The 21015-nt window shown below is 62.7% G+C and carries 19 protein-coding genes; 10 read left to right on the top strand and 9 right to left on the bottom strand.

Annotated elements, in window-relative coordinates; genetic code table 11:
• Positions 1 to 79: 79 nt before the first annotated feature.
• The gene (locus MMB74_RS09635) at positions 80 to 781 is read right to left on the bottom strand and encodes a FadR/GntR family transcriptional regulator (RefSeq protein WP_277428399.1); all 702 of its coding nucleotides are present in this window, start codon (positions 779 to 781) and stop codon (positions 80 to 82) included.
• A 242-nt stretch (positions 782 to 1023) separates the two neighbouring features.
• On the opposite strand from MMB74_RS09635, the gene MMB74_RS09630 reads away from it, so the two are divergent.
• The 8 genes from MMB74_RS09630 (at position 1024) to MMB74_RS09595 (ending at position 9872) form a co-directional block, all read left to right on the top strand.
• Complete coding sequence (locus tag MMB74_RS09630) at positions 1024 to 2568, top strand: sugar ABC transporter ATP-binding protein (protein WP_277428624.1); 1545 nt, start codon at positions 1024 to 1026, stop codon at positions 2566 to 2568.
• On the top strand, positions 2561 to 3592 hold the full coding sequence (locus tag MMB74_RS09625) for an ABC transporter permease (protein WP_277428398.1): 1032 nt from the start codon (positions 2561 to 2563) through the stop codon (positions 3590 to 3592). The genes MMB74_RS09630 and MMB74_RS09625 overlap by 8 nt, the downstream gene beginning before the upstream one ends.
• Before the next feature lie 38 nt (positions 3593 to 3630).
• A complete protein-coding gene (locus MMB74_RS09620; protein ID WP_277428397.1) occupies positions 3631 to 4578 on the top strand; it encodes an ABC transporter substrate-binding protein in 948 nt (315 codons plus the stop codon).
• Between the two features lie 99 nt (positions 4579 to 4677).
• Entirely contained in the window at positions 4678 to 5571 is an 894-nt protein-coding gene (locus tag MMB74_RS09615; RefSeq protein WP_277428396.1) for an amidohydrolase family protein, read from the top strand.
• A gap of 22 nt (positions 5572 to 5593) precedes the next feature.
• Entirely contained in the window at positions 5594 to 6604 is a 1011-nt protein-coding gene (locus MMB74_RS09610; RefSeq protein WP_277428395.1) for a zinc-binding alcohol dehydrogenase family protein, read from the top strand.
• Positions 6605 to 6646: 42 nt separating this feature from the next.
• Positions 6647 to 7795 carry a mannitol dehydrogenase family protein gene (locus tag MMB74_RS09605; RefSeq protein ID WP_277428394.1) on the top strand — a complete coding sequence of 383 codons (1149 nt, stop codon included), beginning with the start codon at positions 6647 to 6649 and terminating at the stop codon, positions 7793 to 7795.
• Between the two features lie 256 nt (positions 7796 to 8051).
• Entirely contained in the window at positions 8052 to 8372 is a 321-nt protein-coding gene (locus MMB74_RS09600; protein ID WP_277428393.1) for a pyrimidine/purine nucleoside phosphorylase, read from the top strand.
• A gap of 195 nt (positions 8373 to 8567) precedes the next feature.
• On the top strand, positions 8568 to 9872 hold the full coding sequence (locus MMB74_RS09595; protein WP_277428392.1) for a divalent metal cation transporter: 1305 nt from the start codon (positions 8568 to 8570) through the stop codon (positions 9870 to 9872).
• A gap of 72 nt (positions 9873 to 9944) precedes the next feature.
• Here the strand turns inward: MMB74_RS09595 and MMB74_RS09590 are convergent, their stop codons facing one another.
• The 6 genes from MMB74_RS09590 to MMB74_RS09565 all read right to left on the bottom strand — a co-directional run bounded on the left by MMB74_RS09590 (position 9945) and on the right by MMB74_RS09565 (position 16418).
• Positions 9945 to 11015: a permease gene (locus MMB74_RS09590; protein ID WP_277428391.1), complete on the bottom strand. Its 1071-nt coding sequence runs from the start codon at positions 11013 to 11015 to the stop codon at positions 9945 to 9947.
• Positions 11016 to 11281: 266 nt separating this feature from the next.
• Positions 11282 to 12535, bottom strand: a complete 1254-nt coding sequence (locus tag MMB74_RS09585) for a DUF2957 domain-containing protein (RefSeq protein WP_277428390.1) — start codon at positions 12533 to 12535, stop codon at positions 11282 to 11284.
• 122 nt (positions 12536 to 12657) lie between these two features.
• Entirely contained in the window at positions 12658 to 13134 is a 477-nt protein-coding gene (locus MMB74_RS09580) for an activator protein (RefSeq protein WP_277428389.1), read from the bottom strand.
• An 85-nt stretch (positions 13135 to 13219) separates the two neighbouring features.
• A complete protein-coding gene (locus tag MMB74_RS09575; protein ID WP_277428388.1) occupies positions 13220 to 14824 on the bottom strand; it encodes a DUF2957 domain-containing protein in 1605 nt (534 codons plus the stop codon).
• A 611-nt stretch (positions 14825 to 15435) separates the two neighbouring features.
• On the bottom strand, positions 15436 to 15636 hold the full coding sequence (locus MMB74_RS09570; protein WP_277428387.1) for a hypothetical protein: 201 nt from the start codon (positions 15634 to 15636) through the stop codon (positions 15436 to 15438).
• 152 nt (positions 15637 to 15788) lie between these two features.
• Positions 15789 to 16418, bottom strand: a complete 630-nt coding sequence (locus tag MMB74_RS09565) for a LysE/ArgO family amino acid transporter (RefSeq protein ID WP_277428386.1) — start codon at positions 16416 to 16418, stop codon at positions 15789 to 15791.
• 97 nt (positions 16419 to 16515) lie between these two features.
• On the opposite strand from MMB74_RS09565, the gene MMB74_RS09560 reads away from it, so the two are divergent.
• Positions 16516 to 17412, top strand: coding sequence for a LysR family transcriptional regulator ArgP (locus MMB74_RS09560; protein ID WP_277428385.1), 897 nt, complete (start codon positions 16516 to 16518; stop codon positions 17410 to 17412).
• A gap of 233 nt (positions 17413 to 17645) precedes the next feature.
• Positions 17646 to 18221, top strand: a complete 576-nt coding sequence (locus MMB74_RS09555; RefSeq protein ID WP_277428384.1) for a cupin domain-containing protein — start codon at positions 17646 to 17648, stop codon at positions 18219 to 18221.
• A 56-nt stretch (positions 18222 to 18277) separates the two neighbouring features.
• On the opposite strand, the gene MMB74_RS09550 is transcribed toward MMB74_RS09555, so the two are convergent.
• Together MMB74_RS09550 and MMB74_RS09545 are read right to left on the bottom strand one after the other, a co-directional pair.
• Positions 18278 to 19120: a DUF72 domain-containing protein gene (locus MMB74_RS09550; protein WP_277428383.1), complete on the bottom strand. Its 843-nt coding sequence runs from the start codon at positions 19118 to 19120 to the stop codon at positions 18278 to 18280.
• 92 nt (positions 19121 to 19212) lie between these two features.
• On the bottom strand, positions 19213 to 20718 hold the full coding sequence (locus tag MMB74_RS09545) for an oligopeptide:H+ symporter (protein WP_277428382.1): 1506 nt from the start codon (positions 20716 to 20718) through the stop codon (positions 19213 to 19215).
• Positions 20719 to 21015: the final 297 nt, after the last annotated feature.

Below are 21015 nucleotides of genomic sequence, written 5' to 3'. Positions count from 1 at the left end.
CAACCTGCGCATCCTCCTTCGCGCTTTCAATAAGATCGCGTTTCGCGCATTTCCGTTTATTTCGCTAGCAAGCGCATCGCTAATCCTCCCCGCGCTTCAATGCTCCACTGACCCACCGCTCTTCCGACGCCAATAGATGCGCGCGCATGGCCGTTTGCGCGGCGATCGGATCGCCGGCCTGCAACGCTTTGAGCACCGCCTCATGTTCCTGCACGGCGGCCGTCCAGGTTTGCGCGCTCTCCGCGTGGCCGCGCATGGCCGCTGCAATCGGATCGTGGCGGCTATCGAACAGTTCGCCCATGTAGCGGCTCAGCACCGAATTGCCGGCGGCTTCCGCAATCAGCATATGAAACTGCCGATCGGCCTCGACCGGCGACTTGCCCGCCGCAGCAAGCCGGCGCATTCGCTCGACCGTGCGACGCAAGCGATCGAGCATCGCCGCATTCATCCGCGCCGTGGCCAGCACGACGACGCTGCCCTCGATAGCCGCGCGCGCCTGCATCAACTCGGACGGGCTATCGCCGAGCGCGCTGACGGCCCCGGCATCGTCGGCGCCGGTTTCGCAGGCATAGACGCCGGAGCCCATTCGAATCTCCACCTGACCGCCTATTTCGAGCGCGATCAACGCTTCCCGCAACGATGGGCGCGATACGCCGAGCTTGAGCGCCAGTTCGCGCTCCGGAGGGAGGCGCTCGCCCGGCGGGAACTCACCGTTGCGGATGAGCGCCAGGATCTGCGCGGCCACCGATTGGTAAAGCCGCTTGGGTTCCGTCGATTTCATGATGTGGTGATTGCGATGCTGCGGGGCACCCCCGCAGGTTGCGTCAAAGTCTAGCATGGCGCTCGGACACACCGCCCGGCGTGGGGTTGATCCGCTTCTAGGGGTTTTCACCGTTGGTAAGGTCGATGTTAATAAAGCAAGATTGGCATGACCAAAACGCGGCTTTCGACTCGTTCGAGCAAAATTGGACTGACCACGCTAGGCGCGTTGGTGGTCCTCATAGGAGACATGACGTCATGACCATGCCGGGCGGCCCATCGAGTCTTGCCCTCGCCGAGAGGCGCGCCGCAGGCGAAGAGCTGTTGCGTCTCGAAGGAATCGTGAAGCGTTTCCCCGGGGTCGTTGCCCTCGACGGCATTCGTTTGGACCTTCGGGCGGGTGAAGTTCACGCGGTGTGCGGCGAGAACGGGGCGGGCAAATCGACGTTGATGAAGATCATCAGCGGCCAGTATCAACCGGACGAGGGCGTCATCCGCTACCGCGGGGAGCAGGTGCGATTCGCCTCGACTTCGCAGGCGCAGGCGGCCGGCATCGCGATCATCCACCAGGAACTGAATCTCGTGCCGCACTTGAGCGTGGCGGAAAACCTTTTCCTCGCGCGCGAGCCCAAACGCGGCCCGTTTGTCGACACGCGCAAGCTCAATGCGGATGCCGTGCGGTGCCTCGCTCGGATCGGCTTGGAAGTCGCGCCCACCACGCTCGTGCGCACTTTGTCGATCGCGCAGCAACAACTGGTCGAAATTGCGAAGGCGCTGTCGTTCGAGGCGCGCGTCCTCATCATGGACGAACCGACGTCGTCGCTGACCGAGTCGGAAACGGTGCAGCTTTTCCGCATCATCGAGGAATTGCGCGCGGACGGCGTCGCGATTCTGTACATCTCGCATCGTCTCGATGAAATGGCGCAGATCGTCGATCGCGTCACGGTATTGCGCGACGGCCGCTACATCTCCACCGACGAATTTTCCGCGGTGAGCGTGAACGATATCGTCGCGCGCATGGTCGGTCGCTCGCTCGACGACGCCTACCCGCCAAGGCACTCCGTGCCCACCAGCGACGTCTTGCTGCGAGTGCGCAACGTTCGTCGGGAGGGCGTGTTCGGGCCGGTGTCGTTCGATCTGCGCAGGGGAGAAATCCTCGGCTTCGCGGGGCTCATGGGCGCGGGCCGGACAGAGGTGGCGCGCGCCGTCTTCGGTGCGGACCGGTTGGACCACGGATCGATCGAACTCGATGGCCGTCCCGTGACGGTGCGCTCGCCGCGCGAAGCGATCCGCCATGGCATCGCCTATCTATCGGAAGACCGCAAGCAAGATGGCTTGGCGCTCGGCATGTCCGTCGCGGCGAACCTCACGCTCGCAAACGTCGGCGCCGTTTCCTCGCGTGCGGGCTTCCTTCGTTTCGATGAAGAGGCGGAGGTCGCGCGCCGCTATGTGAATGACTTGGCGATTCGCACGCCGTCCGTCGACCAGATCGTGCGCAATTTGTCGGGCGGCAACCAGCAGAAGGTCGTGATCGGAAAATGGCTGTATCGCGGCTCGAAGATCTTGTTCTTCGACGAGCCTACGCGAGGGATCGACGTGGGCGCGAAGTTCGCGATCTATGGATTGATGGATCGATTAGCGGCGGACGGTGTCGGTGTCGTGCTGATCAGCTCGGAGTTGCCCGAGCTGCTCGGCATGACCGATCGAATCGCGGTATTTCACGAAGGCCGCATCACGGCCGTTCTCGATACGAAACAGACCAATCAGGAGGAGATCATGCACTTTGCTTCGGGGTTCACGCATGCTTGAAATGACATCGGATCGAAGCCAGGTGGCCGATCGCGCCGCGCGTCAGCGCCGCCGCGATCTCATTCAGAAGTTCGCCGCATTGGGCAGCTTGGTCGCCCTCGTGATCGCGTTTTCGGTAACGAGTTCCGCGTTCTTTTCGGTCGGCAACATGATGACCGTGTCCCTGCAGGTCACGTCGATCGCTTACCTCGGCGTTGCGGCAACCTGCGTGATCATCACGGGCGGCATCGACTTGTCGGTCGGCTCGGTTCTCGCGCTCGCGGGCGTATCGGCCGCATTGCTCACGAAGGCGGGCGTGCCGGTGCCTGCCGCGATGTTGTGCGGCGTCTGTGTTGGCGCGCTGTGCGGGTTCGTCAACGGCGTCTGCGTGACGCGCATGGGGTTGCCGCCCTTCATCGCGACGCTCGGCATGATGTTGGTCGCCCGCGGGCTTGCGCTGCAAATCACCGGCGCGCGGCCGGTCTCCGAGCTGAGCGATGCGTTCGGCGTGCTGGGCAACGGCGCGTTGTTCCGCATCTCCCGCATCGGCGCGGACGGCTTTCCCGACACGACGTTTCCAGGCATTCCGTACCCCGTCGTGATCATGATCGTGCTGTTCATTGCCGGCGCCGTCCTGTTGTCGAAGACCTCGCTCGGCCGTCACATCTATGCCGTGGGCTCCAATGCCGAGGCGGCACGGCTCTCGGGCGTCGACGTCCGGGGCGTGACCATGTTTACGTATGTCCTGTCCGGGGCGTTGGCCGGTGTAACCGGTTGCGTGTTGATGTCGCGTCTCGTGACCGGACAGCCGAACGAGGGCGTGATGTACGAACTCGATGCGATCGCAAGCGCGGTGATCGGCGGGACTTCGCTCATGGGCGGCGTGGGCACGATCTCGGGCACGGCCATCGGCGCGTTCGTCATCGGCGTGCTGCGCAATGGTTTGAACATGAATGGCGTATCGAGCTTCATCCAACAGATCATCATCGGCGTCGTGATTTTGGGCACGGTGTGGATCGATCAATTGCGAAGCAGGAAGCGGTAATCAAACGAAGTTCCAACCACGAGAATGAGGAGCGAGACATGCAAAAGTTTTCCATGCTGGCGATAGCGGCGCTGCTGGGCACGGCGTTCAGCTCGGGCGCGTACGCGGCGGGCGGCGAGATTGCGGTGATCGTCAAGACGGTCAATTCGAACTACTGGCAGAACGTGCAGAAGGGGGCGAAAGCCGCACTCGGCGAAGCCAAGGGCTACACGATGACGTTCCAAGGCCCGGCCGCGGAATCGGACATCACGGACGAAGTCAATATGGTCGAGAACGCCGTCAATCGACACGTCGCAGGCATCGTGCTCGCGCCATCCGATCCCGACGCGCTGGTGCCGGCCATCAAGAAGGCGTGGGAAGCGCACATCCCTGTCGTCCTGATCGACTCGGCGCTCTCCGATGCGGGCAAGCAGTACTACCAGTCGTTTTTGTCCACTGACAACGAGAAGGCCGGTGAGCTTTGTGCGAAGGCGCTGATCGCCCACGTCGGTCAGACGGGAAAGATCGCGCTCATGTCCTACGTGCCGGGCGCCGGGTCGGAAATCGGGCGTGTCGGCGGCTTCAAGAAATACCTTGCGGCACATTCCAAGCTGAAGATCGTCGGTCCGTACTACTCGCAGTCCCAGATGGCGACGGCATTGAATCAGACCACCGACGTGCTGTCGGCGAACCCCGATCTGAAGGGGGTCTTCGGTGCGAACGAGCCAACTGCGATTGGGGTGGGGCGCGCGCTCAAGCAGTCCGGGAAGGCGGGCAAGGTGGTGGCGATCGGCTTCGACGGCAATCAGGATCTGCAAAATTTCGTGCGTGACGGGACGATCCAAGGGATCGCCGTTCAAGGCTCTTATCAGATGGGATACAAGGGCATTCAAACCGTCGTGAACGTGATCGAACATAAGAAGGTTGCGAAAAACATCGATACCGGCGTCGTGATGGTCGACAAGCAAAACCTCGATTCGCCTGAAGCGAAGAACGTGCTTTATTGATGACGGAGGTCCGCGTCGACGCTCAAACCGATCGACGCGGGCCGCTTTCGACGAAACGAGATTCACCGATTCATACGCTCACGATTCGATCTCTCTACGATGAATGCCTCCGACGTTCGCCCGATGCGTATCGATGCACACCAGCACTATTGGCAAATCGACGCGCGTTCCGGTTGCTGGCCGCCCCGCGAGTTGGAGGCGATTCATCGCGATTTTGGCCCGCAAGACCTGGAACCTCAATTGGTCGCTGCGCGCATCGACGGCACGGTGTTGGTTCAGTCGCTGCCGACGGAGGCCGACACGCACTATCTGCTCGGGATCGCCGAGCAGACGCCGACGGTATGCGCCGTCGTTGGTTGGCTTGATTTGAAGGCGGCGGACGCGGCGCAGAAGGTAGCTGCATTCGTCGCACACCCTAAGGCCCGTGGGCTGCGGCCGATGCTGCAGGATCTGGCCGATGACGCATGGATCGACGATCGCGCCTTGGAGCGCGCCGTCACGGCCATGATCGAGCACGATCTGCGCTTCGATGCGCTCGTCCTGCCTCGCCATCTCGGAGCCCTACACGCTTTTGCACGGCGCTACCCGGACTTGCGAATCGTCATCGATCACGGCGCGAAACCGCCGATTGCGCGCGGAGAGGTCGAGCCATGGCTATCGCTGATGAGTTCGCTTGCGCGGTTATCGAACGTGCATTGCAAACTTTCCGGGCTGTGGACCGAGGCGGGTGAAGCGACCGGTGACGAAACGATCGGAGCGCGCGTGCGCCCATATGTTCGCGTGCTCGCCGATCTGTTCGGAGCGCAACGATTGATGTGGGGCAGCGACTGGCCCGTGTTGCGCCTGGCTTCCGGCCCTGGCGGCTATGGCGAGTGGTTGGCTGCATGCGAAGACGATTGCGCACGGTTGTTGGGCTCGGAAGCGCTACCCGCCGTTTTCGGCGGCAATGCATGCAAGTTCTATCGCGTAGGCGGAATCGTCCGCCACGCTTGATTCGTTCGAAGAGGATATTTCTATGCTTAGCGTGATTTGCGAATCACCGGGGGTGTTGCGCGCACGGCAAACCGAGCCGCCCGTGCGGGCGGCGGGCGAGGTGATGCTGCGCGTGGCGCGCGTCGGAATTTGCGGCACCGACTTGCACATCTTCACTGGCAATCAGCCGTATCTGCAGTATCCGCGTGTCATGGGCCATGAGTTCTCCGCGGTGGTGACCGAGGCGGAACCCGGCTCCGGCTTCGCCGCTGGCGATTGCGTCTACGTCATGCCCTATTTGTCATGCGGGCACTGCGTGGCATGCCGTCAAGGCAAGACCAACTGTTGCGTCGATATCAAGGTGTTGGGCGTGCATCGCGACGGCGCGCTCACCGAGTACGTCAGCGTGCCGGCGCAGTTCGTGCATAAGGCCGAAGGCGTGTCGCTCGATCAAGCAGCGATGCTCGAGTTTCTCGCCATCGGGGCGCACGCCGTGCGACGCGCGAACGTATCGTCCGGGCAACGCGTCTTGGTGGTAGGGGCCGGTCCGATCGGCATGGCCGCCATGATCTTCGCGAAGTTGCGCGGGGCCAACGTGACTTGCCTCGACACGCGTGCGGATCGCTTGGCATTTTGCCGTTCCGAACTGAACGTCGATGCAGCCGTGGCCGTGGGCGCTACCGATACGGAGCAACTGGCGTCGCTCACGAACGGGGAATTTTTCGATGTCGTCTTCGATGCGACGGGCAATATCGATGCGATGAATCGCGGCTTCGGATTCGTCGCCCATGGCGGCACCTATACGCTGATCTCGATCGTGCCGGGGCAGGTGAGCTTCTCCGATCCCGAATTCCATAAGCGCGAGACGACGTTGCTTGCCAGCCGCAACGCCACCACCGCGGATTTCGAGACCGTGCTCGAAGCGATGCGCGCGGGTCGCATTCCCGATCGAGCGCTCAATACGCACCGCATGCATCTTGCCGATGTGCCGGACGGCCTGCCGCGATTACTGGAGCCGGGGCCGACGGTGGTGAAAGCGTTGGTGGAGTGCTGAGCCCATGCTAGAAGCAGTGAAGCAGCGGCCGGGGTGCGCAGCATGAGCGAACCGATACTTCAATTCGGCACGAGCCGATTTCTGCTGGCGCATGTCGCGTTGTTCGTCTCGCAGGCGCTCGAGCGCGGCGATGCGATTGGCGGCATCAGCGTCGTGCAGACGACCGATAGCCCGGTGAGTCGAGCCCGTATTGACGCGCTGTCGAAACCGGGCGGATATCCGGTGCGAATTCGTGGGAGCGAACATGGCGTGGCGGTGGATCGCGTCGTGACGGGCCATGCCATTCGCGCCGCATGGATTGCCGACCGAGACTGGGATGCCGTACGCCACGCGACGATCGAAGACGTCCGCGTGATCGTGTCGAACACGGGCGACATGGGTTATCGACTCGATGAACGCGACACGCCCGATCTTCTTACGAACGGCGGCGTCCCGCGCAGCTACCCGGCAAAGCTTCTCGCGTTGCTGCATGCTCGCTGGCGCGAGCGCGCAAGCGATGGCGTGTCGATCTTCCCCTGCGAGTTGGTGGAGAACAACGGCGACACGTTGCGCGATATCGTCGTCGCGCTCGCGCGGCAATGGTCGTTGCCCGAAACGTTCGTCGACTATGTGAGGCAGCGATGCGTGTGGGTCAATTCGCTGGTCGATCGAATCGTGTCGGAGCCGATCGCTCCGGTAGGCGCAGTCGCGGAGCCCTACGCGCTCTGGGCGATCGAGCGGCGTGCGGGAATGCAACTGCCGTGTGCGCATGAGTGCATCGCGCTGACGGACGATCTGCGCAGCTACGAGCGGCTAAAACTTTTCTTTCTCAATCTGGGCCATACCTGGCTTGCCGAGCAGTGGCGCAACAATGCGCGGCCGTCGTCCGAAACGGTGCTCGATGCGATGAACGATTGCCACTTGCGCGAGGGTCTCGAGACGGTGTGGCATGAAGAGGTGCTGCCGGTTTTCGTCGCCATGGGCTTGGGCGATCGAGCCGAGCATTATTTGGCCAGCGTGAGGGAGCGCTTCAGCAATCCTTATCTCGATCATCGGATCGCGGACATCGCACAGAATCACGTCGAGAAGCTGAAGCGCCGGATCGCGCCTTTGGTCGAATTGGCGGACGGGCTGTCGTTGCACGGTATACAGCCGCGCTTGCAAGGGGTGCTAGCGAGCCACGGGCTTTTGCCGGAAAGGCCGAATCGCTGAAACAGCGCTGACGCGTCGATATCGCGCATGGGTTCGAGTTCGTCACGGCGCGTATCGCACGCTTCGAGGATTTCGTGCCGTTGGACGATCTCGGTCGATCCCAAGTCCCACCGTGTATCCGAATGGCGGAGATGGCCGCGACAGCCGGTATCATGACGGCCGTGCGCCGCGGCGAGGCTTGCCTGCACGGCGAGCTGCATCCGCGGCGATGCATCGATGCTACATTCGTTTACGACAACCCGGAGGAACCCCCGCCATGACGGCTGCAACGCAATTCGACCAAGTTTCCGTGATCAAGCGCGCCAACGTTTACTTCGATGGCAAGTGCGTTTCGCACACCGTTTTGTTTGCCGACGGCTCGCGCAAGACGCTAGGCGTGATTTTGCCCGGTACGCTGAACTTCGGCACCGACGCGCCGGAACTGATGGAAGTGCAGGCGGGGCAATGCCGGATTCGGCTCGAAGGCAGCGATGCGTGGTCCACGTACGGTGCGGGCGAATCGTTCTCCGTGCCCGGCAAAAGCCGCTTCGATATCGAGGTGACCGAAACGTTGGATTACGTCTGTAGCTATCTTTGACGCCTGAACGCCGGAGCGCCTGCAAGTTCGAGCCTTGACTTGCGTCAAGCGCAAAACGACGCCGTAGTTCATGCTTGCGCTGCCGGCCCGTAATGGCCGTCGGAGTGCGCCCGTGATCGGGCGGCCGCGCGCGCACCTCGTCTCTTCTTGGTCAACGTCCCCGAATGATTCGATGCTGACTACCGAGGCGAATCGATGCACATCGACAACACCCCGCGCCCGAGTGTCTTTCGCGCGCTGTTCGCTCGGTTGAAAGAGCATCCGCTCGCGCGGGTCGGCCCTGGGTTGATCACGGGCGTCGCCGACGACGACCCGAGCGGCATCGCAACATACTCTCAGGCCGGGGCGCAGTTCGGTCTCACGATGCTGTGGACGATGCCGCTTGCGTTGCCGTTGATGGCGGCGGTCCAAATGATGTGCGCGAACCTGGGCCGGGTGACCGGGAAGGGGCTCGCGGCCAACATCAAGCTTGCCTTTCCTCCAGCCGTTCTTTTTTTCGTCGTATTTTTACTGCTCCTCGCCAACACGCTCAATATCGCGGCCGACGTCGCGGCGATGGGTGAGTGCGCGGAACTCGTGACGGGCGTGAACCGCCACTTGATGACGGCAGTTTTCGTGTTCGCCACGCTGCTGCTACAGATCTTCGTGCCGTATCACCGTTATGTCTATTTCTTGAAGTGGCTGACGCTTTCGCTGCTCGCCTACGCGGCCGTCCTGTTCACGGTGCATGTGCCATGGAAGCAGGTTGCCTGGCATACGGTCTGGCCCGCCTTCACGCCGGGGCCGGCGGCGGCTGCCGTCGTGGTCGGCGTCTTCGGTACGACCATTAGCCCCTATCTGTTTTTCTGGCAGGCCGCGGAAGAAGTCGAAGACATGCAGGGCAAACGCGGCAGCCGTCCGCTCATGGTCGATGCGCGAGCCGCGCCCGCAGAATTGCGGCGCATTCGCTGGGATACGTGGAGCGGCATGTTCTATTCGGACTTGACGGCTTGGTTCATCATGCTGGCAACTGGCGTGACGCTTCACGTGGCCGGTATCACGAACGTCGACACGGCAGCGCAGGCGGCGAGTGCGCTGCGCCCCCTGGCGGGCAATTTCGCGTCGTTCCTGTTCGCGACGGGCATTTTCGGCGTAGGCATGATCGGCGTGCCCGTGCTTGCAGGCTCGGGCGCGTACGCGCTGTCGGAGGCCCTGAATTGGAAGGAAGGGCTCGAGCGGGAAGCCACCGATGCGCGCGGCTTCTACGGCATCATCGCCGTAAGCGTGCTCATGGGACTCGTCCTGCAATACACGCCGATCAGCCCGATGAAGGCGCTGGTGTTGAGCGCGATCATCAACGGTGTGGTCGCGGTGCCGCTCATCGTCGTCATCATCGTGCTCGTGTCGAAGGCTTCGGTGATGGGGCGATACACGGCTGGCCGCTCGGTGCGCGCGCTGGGATGGCTAGCTGCGACAATCATGGCCGCGGCCGCGTTCGTGATGTTCGCGCAGGTTGCATAGCGAGGCGGCTGCCCGCCGTGCAGGCCGCATGGTGCGGCGCGAACGAGCTCGGACCCGGCGGCCGCGTCGGTTTTACATGCCGAGCGTCATCGCGATCCAACCTGCGATCACGCCTGCCGCCACCACGCACGCGCATGTGAGCGCCAAAATCCTCGGCGGGAACGATCGACCGAGCATTGCCACGGAAGGCACGCTCACGGGCGGCAGCGTCATGAGCAGGGCAGCGGCAGGCGCCGTCGCCATGCCCAACGACAGCATCGCTTGAATGATCGGCACTTCGCCCGCGGTCGGAATGACGAACAGCGCGCCCGCGACGGCGAACGCCAAGATCCACGCGATGCTTGCATCGATACCGGGGCCGATGTGCGGGAACAGCCACGCACGCGCCGCGCCCATCAACAACACCAGCACGATGTACTCGGGAATGAGGCGCAGCGCCATGCGCGTGAAGATTTTCAGCCAGCGCGTGAGCATGCGGCCCGTGTCCTCGGTGCGCGCCATCTCGTCGAGCGCACTGCTTGCGGCAACGGCCTCTTCGTCGGTCGCGCTGCGGTCGACCCAGTAGCCGATGCCGAGCACCATGGCGAGACCTAGCACGAGCCGCAGCCCCATCCATTGCCACCCGAGCACGAAGCCGATGAACACGAGCGTGGCCGGATTGAGCAGCGTATTGCCAAGCCAGAACGCGATCGCGGCGCCTGGCGCGGCGCGGCACGCGCGCAATCCGGCAACGACTGGCGCCGCGCAGCACGTGCACATCATGCCGGGAAGCGACATGACCGCGCCCGTCACGACGCTGCCGAAGCCGGTTTTTCCCAGCGCACGCATGATCCACTGCGCCGGAATCAACGCCTGCACGGCCGAGCCCAACAGGAGGCCGAGCACCATGGCTTGCCAGATCGCCTTGCCGTAGGCGAGCGCATAGCCGAGCGCGGCGCTCCACGAAGCGGCGGGCGGGGCGGAGGCCATGCCCATCAAGATGGAATTGCCGATCGCATGGTGGCTGGCGGCCACGAACGCCCGGTTGTAATACGGAAACCATTTGACGTAAAACAGCCCGCCTACGGCGATGGCGAGCAAAAGGGCGGGGCCGAGCAGTTGGCGACGGTTTCGGGCGGCGATCGTGATCATCGGCGTGAGCATTGACGGAGCGATACGGCGGGCAACGCAGGCGAAGCCGCCGCGGCGCCGGGATTCGGAATAAAGATGGGATCATACTGCAGGTCTTTACCGCGTCCGAAAACCCCGCCGTGGCGACGGGAGGACGACGGCGCTCAAAACCGATAGGAAACGGCCAAGAACGTGATGATCTGGTCGGCCTTCAGCTTGGCGTTACTGACCTCGAGTAACGTCCCATCCGCGGTTTTGGTCCCCATAGCGATCACTCCTTGGCCTGATCCGTCACGCGATCACTGGACGAACGCGCTGACGGCGAAGTACGGTGCGCTCGGGTCCGATAGGTCGAGGTACCCGATCGCGCCGCCGGAAAAGATCATCTTGCCCGCGGGCGTGGCGGCCGCCGCGCCGGTTTTGCTCGTCGCCACGAGCCCGGGCAAGGCCTGGGTGTGATCGAGATCGAGTGCGGTCGCGAGCGAGGCCAGCGAGGCATTGAATGGATCGAGCATCGTCGCTTGCGTGTTCACGAGCGCCGTTGCGCGATAAGCGAAGTTGCTGTCGACGCCGATGTATTCGCCGTTTTGCGTACCGGCGGCGACGTGCGATTGCGGCGCAAGCATGGCGATGCCCGATTCGTCGTCGGCCAGCGGAGATTTGGGCGGCGAGCCGGGTGCCGACACGATCGACGGATCGGCCGCGCCGACGCGAACGAGGATCGGCACCAACTGGCCGCGCAGCTTGCCGACGATCAGAATGCCTTGCGCCTGCGCACCGTGTACGGCTTGCGTGGGTGCGACTTGGCCGGTGAAGCGATCGGTCTCGAACGTCCCCGAATCGGTGCGCGCGACGAAGTTCGTTCCCGATTGCCTGCATTGCCCCGCGTATGACCCGCTGTTGTCGCACTCCGTGAAGCTGCCGTCGGCCTTGATCGTGAGGGAGGCATCGACGGCGACGGGCGCGAAGTTTTGCGAAGGCACTTTGTGATAGCCGAGCATCGAATAGGCGCCCGCGATTTCGGCAAGGTTCGTCGACGTTTGGGAGAAGGCGATGAACGGGTAGTAGGGAAACGTCGTGTCGGGCACGACGCCTACGCCGGCCACGCCTGCGAATGCAATTCGCGCCCCGGGAATTGTGCCGCCGAGCACCCCTTCGCCCAGGAACACGCGGGCGGGGCGGGCCGGATCGAGGCTCGCATCGTTCAAACGGAACGCGCATTGATTGCGCTTCGTCGTCGGCAGCAAGGTTTCTTGCGTCAACGTACCCGATGCGACGTTGTTCGGCGCGGTGGCGCGCGTGGGCAACACGGTGCCTTTGGTGATGGGCACCGGCGAGGCGAGGTACGTGATCTTGTACGTCATCGCGGTCGTGTCGAGTTGCACTTGCACGAGTTCGCCGGAGCCGGCGCCGCCCGTGAAGACGGTGCTGTAATCGATCGCTGGCGGACATAACCGCGTCGCGACCGGGGCCGGCGGATCGCCGCCGCTGCCGCCGCAGGCGGCCAATGCGAAAGCGGCCAGCGCCATCGAGAGCAAGCTACGCCAAATCATAAGGAGTCCTGAATAATGGATTCTGAATGCAGAGCCCGCGCATCGAGCGGTATGCGTCGCGCGCTCGCTCCTCGCAAGGCGGGCGCGCTCGACGCCGCGGTCGTTTGGCCGCGGCTAGCCGGTTATTCCACCGTCAAGGACGGCGTCGTGCTGAGCGAGCCCGTGACCGAGCAGCCGCCCGACAGCGCTTGATCGGAAAGGCCGATGATCGTTTGATTCGGGCTGGCCGTTTGAGCAACGCTCCCGTTGATGGCGGTCGGCGCGCATGCACCGAGCGGCGTGTTGACCGCGACGTTGTCCAGCGACAAGGCCGTCTTCGACAGCACTTGCCCCGTCCACGGCAGGCCCCTCGCGGTCACGCCGGCGCATAACGCATGGCCGCTGAACGAGGCCGAGGTGATCTGGATTGCGCCGGTATTCGTGATCGACCCGACCAGGTTGGCCGTGCAGCCTACAGCGTTGCCCGACTTCGTGAGCGTGGCGGCGCCGGTCAAGCTGATCGAACCGGCTGGAGAAACGGTCACGGCGAAGGCGGATGCCGAAACCATGACCGATAACGCCAATGCCGCACCTACGGGAATGAGCTTGAAACGCTTCATGTCGAAAACCTCTCATCAGAGTGATGGCAGGATGGAATGACGGCCGGCTGGCGCCACGCGGCCGCCTCGGGAGGCGCTATCGCAACTACTGCACGAATGCGCCGATCGTGAAGAAGGGGTTCGGCAGGCCCGTGCCGTTCATCAGCAATGCGAACACCGAGCCCGCCTTGATCAAATATCCGGTGTCGCCGCGCTTGAATACGGTGGCGGCGCCCGATGCGAAGTCGTTCTGCGCGGTGACTTCGACGAGTCCCGGCTGCGCTTGCGTGAAGTCGAGCGCGAAGTTCGTCGCCGCCTTGGACGTGAATGGATCGAGGAAAGCTGCATTCGCGCCTTCGAAGAGGGTCGACGTGTAATTGACGCCGGCGTTTTTCGTCGTCGTATCGTCCAAGCACGCGCCTTCGTAAATCGGCGGCGAGGCCGACGTTGGTCCGTATGCGCTGACCAGACCGCATGCCGTCACGCTGTTCGCGCCGATGAACGCGCCGCTCAAGGAGGAGGCGTCGATGTTCCGCACCGGAGCGAGCAGTGAAATGCCGAGCTGGTCGTCGACCGAAGAATCGAGCAAGCCCGTACCCGAATGTGCGTATCCCACCCGAATGACGACGGGGATCACATGCCCCTCGATCTCGCCCGCGATCATGACGCCGTGCGCCTGATTGCCGGCGAGGGCCGATTGCAGCTCGCCCGCGCCAGTGACCGGATAGATATTGCCGAGGCCCAAGTTTCGATTGGCGGCGCTCGTGAACACATTGTCGGGCGTGCCGTCCGCGTTCGTCCTCAAGGTCCAATTGCCGCCCGTCGTCGGGCAGGACGTGTACGACTGCCCGCTATCTGGGGCGCACGAGCCGTCGGCGGCCAACGTTTCGAATACTTGCACCCCATCGACCTGCCAACCGAGCGCGACGCCGAGGGGGGTGGCGGCGGTTGTCTGGAAGTTGCCGCCCGAGGGCGTGAAGTGAATCCCGAGTTCGTTATAGTGGCCCGCCACCTTCGAAAAATCGGTAGCGGTTCTGCTGAAGGCGATGAAAGGGTAATAGTCGAACGTCTTCCTCGGCACCACGGCCAACTGCACCCCCGGCTGCAGCGCGATGCCATCGAATTGCACCGTCGAGCCGGGGATGCCGCCACCGACGATGCCGTTGCCGACGAACAGCACCGGCGGGTCGTTGGCATCGATCGCCACCTTGTACCCGCCATCCGCGGTTTGCCCGTTCTTCAGCACGAACGCGCAGCGGTTTTGCTCGGCGGTAGGCAGCTTCAACGGCGTCGTAGCGACGCCTTGCGCGTTCGCGACCGAGTAGAGATCGGGACGCTCGAAATCGCCCGTGATCGTGAGGCCCGCGCGCGTGGTGTTGACCTGTCCGGCCGAAGTCGGCACGGCCGATTCGACGAAGGTCATTTGGTACTGCTTCTTGGACGTATCGAACCTGATTTTGATGTACTCGCCGCTGCCTGAGCCGCCGCTATAGATCGTGCTGTAGTCGAGCGAGGCGGGGCACAGCATTTTCGGCGCGGACGGCACGGTGGCCGCGCCCGATCCCGAGCAAGTGTTGCTCGCGCACAGAGCGGTTGCGATCGGAGCCGGATCGTCCGATCCGCCGCCGCTGCAGCCGCTCGAAAGCAGTGCGAACGCCAGTGTGCCGAACGATGCCGCGATGGCCGAATGAGTGCGCGCGATATGCGCCATGGACGTCTCCTCCAAGCAATGCGCGGAATATTGAATGACCGATATACGCCCCCGATTGGCATAAGGGGGAGTGGCGGGCATAACCTTACGAGCGTGTCGCGACGGGTGTAAATAGAGGCGCAGGTCCAAACGAATATTTCTATTTCTTTTAGAATTTGCATGGGTTTGATCGATCGTTTAAAACGGAAGCGATGCGAAGTGTTTTATCGATCTCATGCCGTTCGAGTAAATCATTTTTAGATGGCAGTTTCGAGGGGGCGAGCGGAGGCGTTGGGGGGGGCGTGGCAGGGCGGCGTTTGAGTGGTCGGAGTGTCGGAATTATTCCGATGGCCCGATTCGCGGGAGATGAATCGACATTCAACAGAGCGGGTGATAATTGCGCTTTTGAAAATCCGAATTCACGCGATTCGCATGAATGGAGTGCATGCTTTTTCGTCTAGAGGGACGATAAGCAATCGCCTTGGAAGCGATTTTAATTCGACGCGGTTCCGTGCTTTTGTCGAAATAGATGGCATACGCCCGGAATTCAGCTTCGTCTCCGTAGCAGCGTAAAGCGAAAATGTAGGGCAGCGGTTAGAGAGGGACTCGAACCGCTGCGCCAGATTGGTCCTTCACACCGCCGGTGCAGGGGGCCTCGAAACGGGTTTCGCGTCCGGCGATCCGACGGCCGTGCGATTGGAGGCATTGCCGGTGGCCACCTCGCTGTCCTTCGTGCTGGTGGCTTCGATATGCCCTTGCTTGATGATGGCGCACATCGCGATCAAGAGTGCGATCGCGATCGACCAAAGCGTGCAGTATCCGATGACTTTCATGGTAAGCACCTAACCACGGAACGCGCGTGTGGCAGGCACGCGCAAACGATTGCCCGCGGCTTTTATAGCACGAACGCATGACAGTTCGCGACAGTGAAATCCTTAGGTGTGCGATTTATTGGGCCAGCGGCCCGGCGATGGCGCGCTTCGCGTCAACGCAGTTGCACGGCTGCAATGAACAGCACCATGCTGCCGATCGCGCCGTCCAGGATGCGCCAGGCGGTTGCTTTGCGAAACAGCGGGGCCAGCAGTCGCGCGCCGTAACCGAGCGATGCGAACCACAGCGGGCTGATCGTCATCGCGCCCAGCGCGAACGCGACGCGAGATCCTTCCGGCTCTCTCGCTCCCGCCGTTCCAATCAGCAGTAAGACGTCCACATAAACATGCGGATTGAGCCACGTGAACGCCAACGCCATGAGCACGGCCGACCATCCGCGTTGCGTGCTCGCCGTCGGTGCGGCCGCCGGCTCGCCGGCGACTTCCATCACCGCGTGACCGGGGCGCCACGCGCGCCGCAGCGTGGACAGGCCGAACCAGGCGAGATAGGCGAGCCCGCCGTACAAGATCCACTCGACGACACGTGGATACCGCGTCGCGAGCGCCGCTGCGCCGCCTACGCCGCCCGCAATGAGGATGAAATCGGAAACCGTACAGAGCAGGACGATCTTGCCGACGTGCGATCGCAAAATGCCTTGGCGCAGCACGAAGGCGTTTTGCGCGCCGATCGTAACGATGAGCGACGCGCAAAGCGCCGCCCCGTGGGTGTAAGCGGTCCAGTTCATGGCGATGCCGGTAGACGATTCGAAGCAATGGCGCTAGTCTGCATGCCGGATGAGTCTAAGAACAGCTAATTTATCTAAGGTGGATTAAGGAACGCTAATGCTCGACTACGCTTTGCTGGATGCGCTCGCGGCGGTGGTGCGTCTCGGTTCGTTCGATCGCGCGGCGTCGGAATTGAACGTTACCGCATCGGCCGTTTCGCAGAGGGTCAAACTGCTCGAAGAGCGCGTCGGCAGCGTGCTGGTCAAGCGCGGGCAGCCCTGCGTCGCCACGGCGTCGGGCGCGTTGCTCTGCCGTCACACCGAGCGCGTGCGCTTGCTCGAGGCGCAGTTATCCGATGACATGCCGGGGATGGCCGGCAGCGTGCTCGGGCAGTCGTGGCCAACGCTGCGCGTGGCCGTGAACGACGACAGCGTCGGGACTTGGTTCGTCGATGCCGTAGCGGCGTTTTGCTCGCAGCGGCGGATGCTGCTCGACCTCGTCATCGACGATCAGGATCACACCGCGCAGCGCATTCGCGACGGCAGCGTGCAAGGCGCGGTAACCACGCAGGCGGAGCCGGTTCAGGGGTGCCGATCCGTGCGTCTGGGGCGGATGCGCTATCTGGCCGTATGCTCGCCGTCGTTCTTTGCACGCTATTTCACGGATGGCGTGAACCGGGAATCGCTGCGGCGGGCGCCGTGCGTCGTCTTCAATCCGAAAGACGCATTGCAAGCGCGGTTCATGCGGCGCGTGACCCGCGCCGACATCGATCCGCCCCAGCATTGGGTGCCGCACGTAGGCGGTTTCTTGCGCGCCTGCATCACGGGGCTGGGTTGGGGCATGTGCCCGACGAAGATGCTCGGTCCGGCGTTTGCCAGCGGCGAATTGGTCGAGTTGACGCCAGGACGCCATCTCGACGTCGATCTGTATTGGCAGAGTTGGCGCTTGTCGATCGGTTGGCTCGATGAATTCAGCGCGGCCTTGAAACAGCGCGCCGGCGAATATCTCGACTAGGGTGTGAGCCGCGTCAAAGGGCTTGTGGCGGAGCGAAGGGAACCGGCCCCTAATAGCTGCCGGACGGCGTTGCGGTAAACCCTTCCTTTTGCGTTCGGCAAGCGTGTTCTGGCAACATAGAGTGCTTTTTCTTTTTGGGGAAGCCGGTTGCGCGAAGATGCGCCGGGCGCTTTGGCGTCACACAAACGAGTTTGATTCGACCACTACTAGTTACCGCGAACAACGTATTTTCTATGCCTTTGAACGTCGAAAGTGCCCGCCAAGCTGCGGATTTGGGCAGCAAGATACGAGCGCTGCGGCAGCGCCTACATAAGACGCTCGATGAAACGGCCACGGTAGCCGGTATTTCCAAGCCGTTTCTGTCTCAAGTGGAACGCGGTCTCGCCACGCCTTCGCTGACTTCACTCGCAGGAATTGCCGCCGCACTTGGCGTCACGCTGCAGTACTTCGTCGATACTCCCAGCGAGGAGCGCTCGGTGAGGCGTGCGGGCCAACTGCGCTTCTTCAGCTTTGCCGATTCAACGGATCTATTCGCGCGGTTGACGAACTCGTCGGTCGGCAGCCAGCTCGAGAGCATTCTCGTGCGTTTGCCGGCGGGGCAGAGCGAGGCTGCGGAAGTGACGACGCATGCGGGCGAGGAATTCCTGTACGTGATTTCCGGCGAGATGTCGTTGACACTCGAAGGCAAGACCTTCGTGCTCTACGCCGGGGATAGCGCGCATTACGAATCGACGGTGCCTCATAGCTGGGCCAACACCGGCCAGGGCGAGGTCACGCTCGTTTGGGTGGGTACGCCGCGGTTGTTTTAGTGTGCGGTTTGGCCTTCGTGCGGCCGGTGCGAACGTACGTGTAAGCCGTATCAGCGCTAATCCGGCGATTGGCCGATGCGTTCGATCAGCGCCATTCCGGCGGCCGGATTGCGCACCTTGTAGCCGCTGATGACATAGAGGTAGACGTCGCGGGGCGCGGGTTCGTTCTTGGTTGGGGCAATCGTTTGCATGTCTTCGGGCTGCTTTCCCTCGGCCCACGTTTTCGCCCGCGCGGCCCAGGCGTCCAGCGCTCTTTTCGAATACCCGAGTGCTTCCGCATCGACGGTGCCCATGATGCGCGCGTAGACGAATGGGGCCGTGACGTCGGCGATTCGCGGATAGTCGCTATCGCCCGCGATCACGATCGCGACGCCATGCTCGCGCGCGAGCGAGACGAACTCGGAGTGCCGAAAGCTCTCGTGCCTCACTTCCACGGCATGTCGAATCGCACGGCCTTCGACGCGCTTGGGTAGCAGGGTAAGAAAGGCGTCGAAATCTTCCGCATCGAATTGCTTGGTCGTCGCGAACTGCCAATTGATCGGGCCGAGTTTGTTTTTCAGCGCGAGCACGCCGCTTGCGAAAAAACGCTCGATGGAGTCGCCGGCTTCGGCGAGGACGCGCCGATGCGTCGCAAAGCGCGGCGCCTTCAACGAAAAGACGAAATCGTCGGGCGTCTCGTCGTGCCACTTCTCGAAGCTCGTCGCTCGCTGCGTGCCGTAGAACGTGCCGTTGATTTCGATCGAGGTCAGCTTGCGGCTCGCGTATTCGAGCTCGCGTTTTTGCGTGAGATCGGCTGGATAGAACGGGCCACGCCACGGTTCGTAGGTCCAGCCGCCGATGCCGATGCGGATTCGGCCAGCCACGTTGTGGCGTTTGCGCGGACGGGATGCGCCGGTCATAGCGGCTCCTTTGGTCGATGGGTGGCGGGAGTGATCATTCGATACGCGGCGGTTCGGACGTCTGCTTTGTTCCGTCGCACCGTATCCCAAGCTCATTCAGCCGCCATGCTATGCGACGCGGCGATCGCGTCATCGGACGCGCGACGGTGCTGATCCGACAGTTTGCGCATGAGCGGCAGCAGCATGAGCGACATCACGACGCCGGCGGCTGCCAGCCACCCTAGCTTCGCGAATAGATTCGTGTAGAGCGGCAGCGATTGCACGGCGGGCAAATCGTTCGACCGTACCTGGGCGAGGTTGGCCACAACGCTGCCCAGATACTGCGAGATGCCCGTCGCCAGAAAGTACGCGCCCATCATGAACCCGCTCATGCGCGCAGGGATGTAGCGCGCGATCATCGCGAGGCCCAGGCCGCTCACGAGCAATTCGCCGAGCGAGTTCAAGCCGTAGCCCCAGACCATGAACCATGACGACACGCGCCCATCCACGGCATAGCGGCCGCTAAACGCGTAAATGACGAACCCAATGGCGACGGCCACATAGCCCAGCGCGAATTTCGCGGCGATGCTGATATCGCCGCGCCCCTTCGCGAGCCGCGTATACGTCGATGCCAGCACCGGGCTGAGCAGCATGATCCAAATCGGATTGAGCGCTTGGAATTGGGCAGCGCTCCAGGAGAACAGATGCACGCCGAAAAGCGAGAAGGCCGGCTCGACATTGCGCAGGGCGAACAATGTCAGCGAGGTCATTTGCTGCTGATAAAAAATGAAAAACAGGATCGACTGCATGACGAGAATGAGCGCCGCGATGAGCCCGGCGCGCTCCGAGCGATCGCATTTGACGATCATGTACGCGAACAGCGCAAGGATGATCGCGCCGGCCACGTAGACGCAGGCGACGGCAAGCGTCTTATCGCCTAGCACGAACGAAGTTGCCGTGCCGAGCAAGATTGCGCCAGCCGCGACGGCCGCTACGCGCCGCCATACGATGGGCTGACTGTCTGGCGCCGATCCGACATGGGACAGCGAACGATAGCGCACGAGAAAGTTCACCACGCCCAGCACCATGCCCGCGCAGCAGACGGCAAAGGCCGTGCGCCAGCCCCAACGATCCTTGATCCAGGGCGTGGCGAGAATCGAGAGGGTCGAGCCGACGTTGACGGCCATGTAGTAAATCGTAAATGCGCTGTCGATGCGCGCGTCGTCGCCTTCGTAGATGCGGCGCACGAGGTTGGCCGAGTTCGCTTTGAACAACCCGTTACCCACCACGATCACTCCGAGCGAAGCGTAAAGGAAAGAAAGATGATCGTTCGGCAGTGCGAGCATGCCGTAGCCTAGGGAAAGCACCATCGCACCGAACAGCATCGTGCGCCGCGAGCCGAGCACCTTGTCGCCGATCCATCCGCCGATCGATGGCGCGGCATAGACGAGCGCCGTGAATGCGCCCCACGTGAGATTGGCGCGCGCATCGCCGAAGCCGAGCCGCTCCACCATATAAAGCACGAGCAATGCGCCCATGCCGTAATAGCCGAAGCGCTCCCACATTTCGATCAAGAAGACCGTGGTGAACGACCGCGTTTGCGAAACCGACGAATTCATCTAAAAGTTCTCCCGGATAGGTCGAATTAGGTTCGCACGTTGTGCGTGCGGTGCTGGAACGCCGTTGCTCGATCGCGCACGGTAGTGCGCCGCGTGCCGGACGCGCTTGCGCGAGCTTACTCCGCCGCGCGGCGGCCGTACATGCCGCGCGCGATTCTCCAAGCGCGGGTTGCGGGCGTCACTTCGGGTATGCACCAGTGAGCGCCCCACACGGTTGATAGCTGCACACGAAAACGGGCGCGTGGTCTGATGCCGACTGCAATGCTCGATTGCCTTATTTGCCGTTTTCCAACCCTC

Source organism: Trinickia sp. Y13 (assembly GCF_029522115.1).
In the GTDB taxonomy this organism is placed as follows: Bacteria; Pseudomonadota; Gammaproteobacteria; order Burkholderiales; family Burkholderiaceae; genus Trinickia.
Note: the sequence above shows the minus strand (reverse complement) of the source record. Positions and strands in the feature narration are given on the sequence as shown.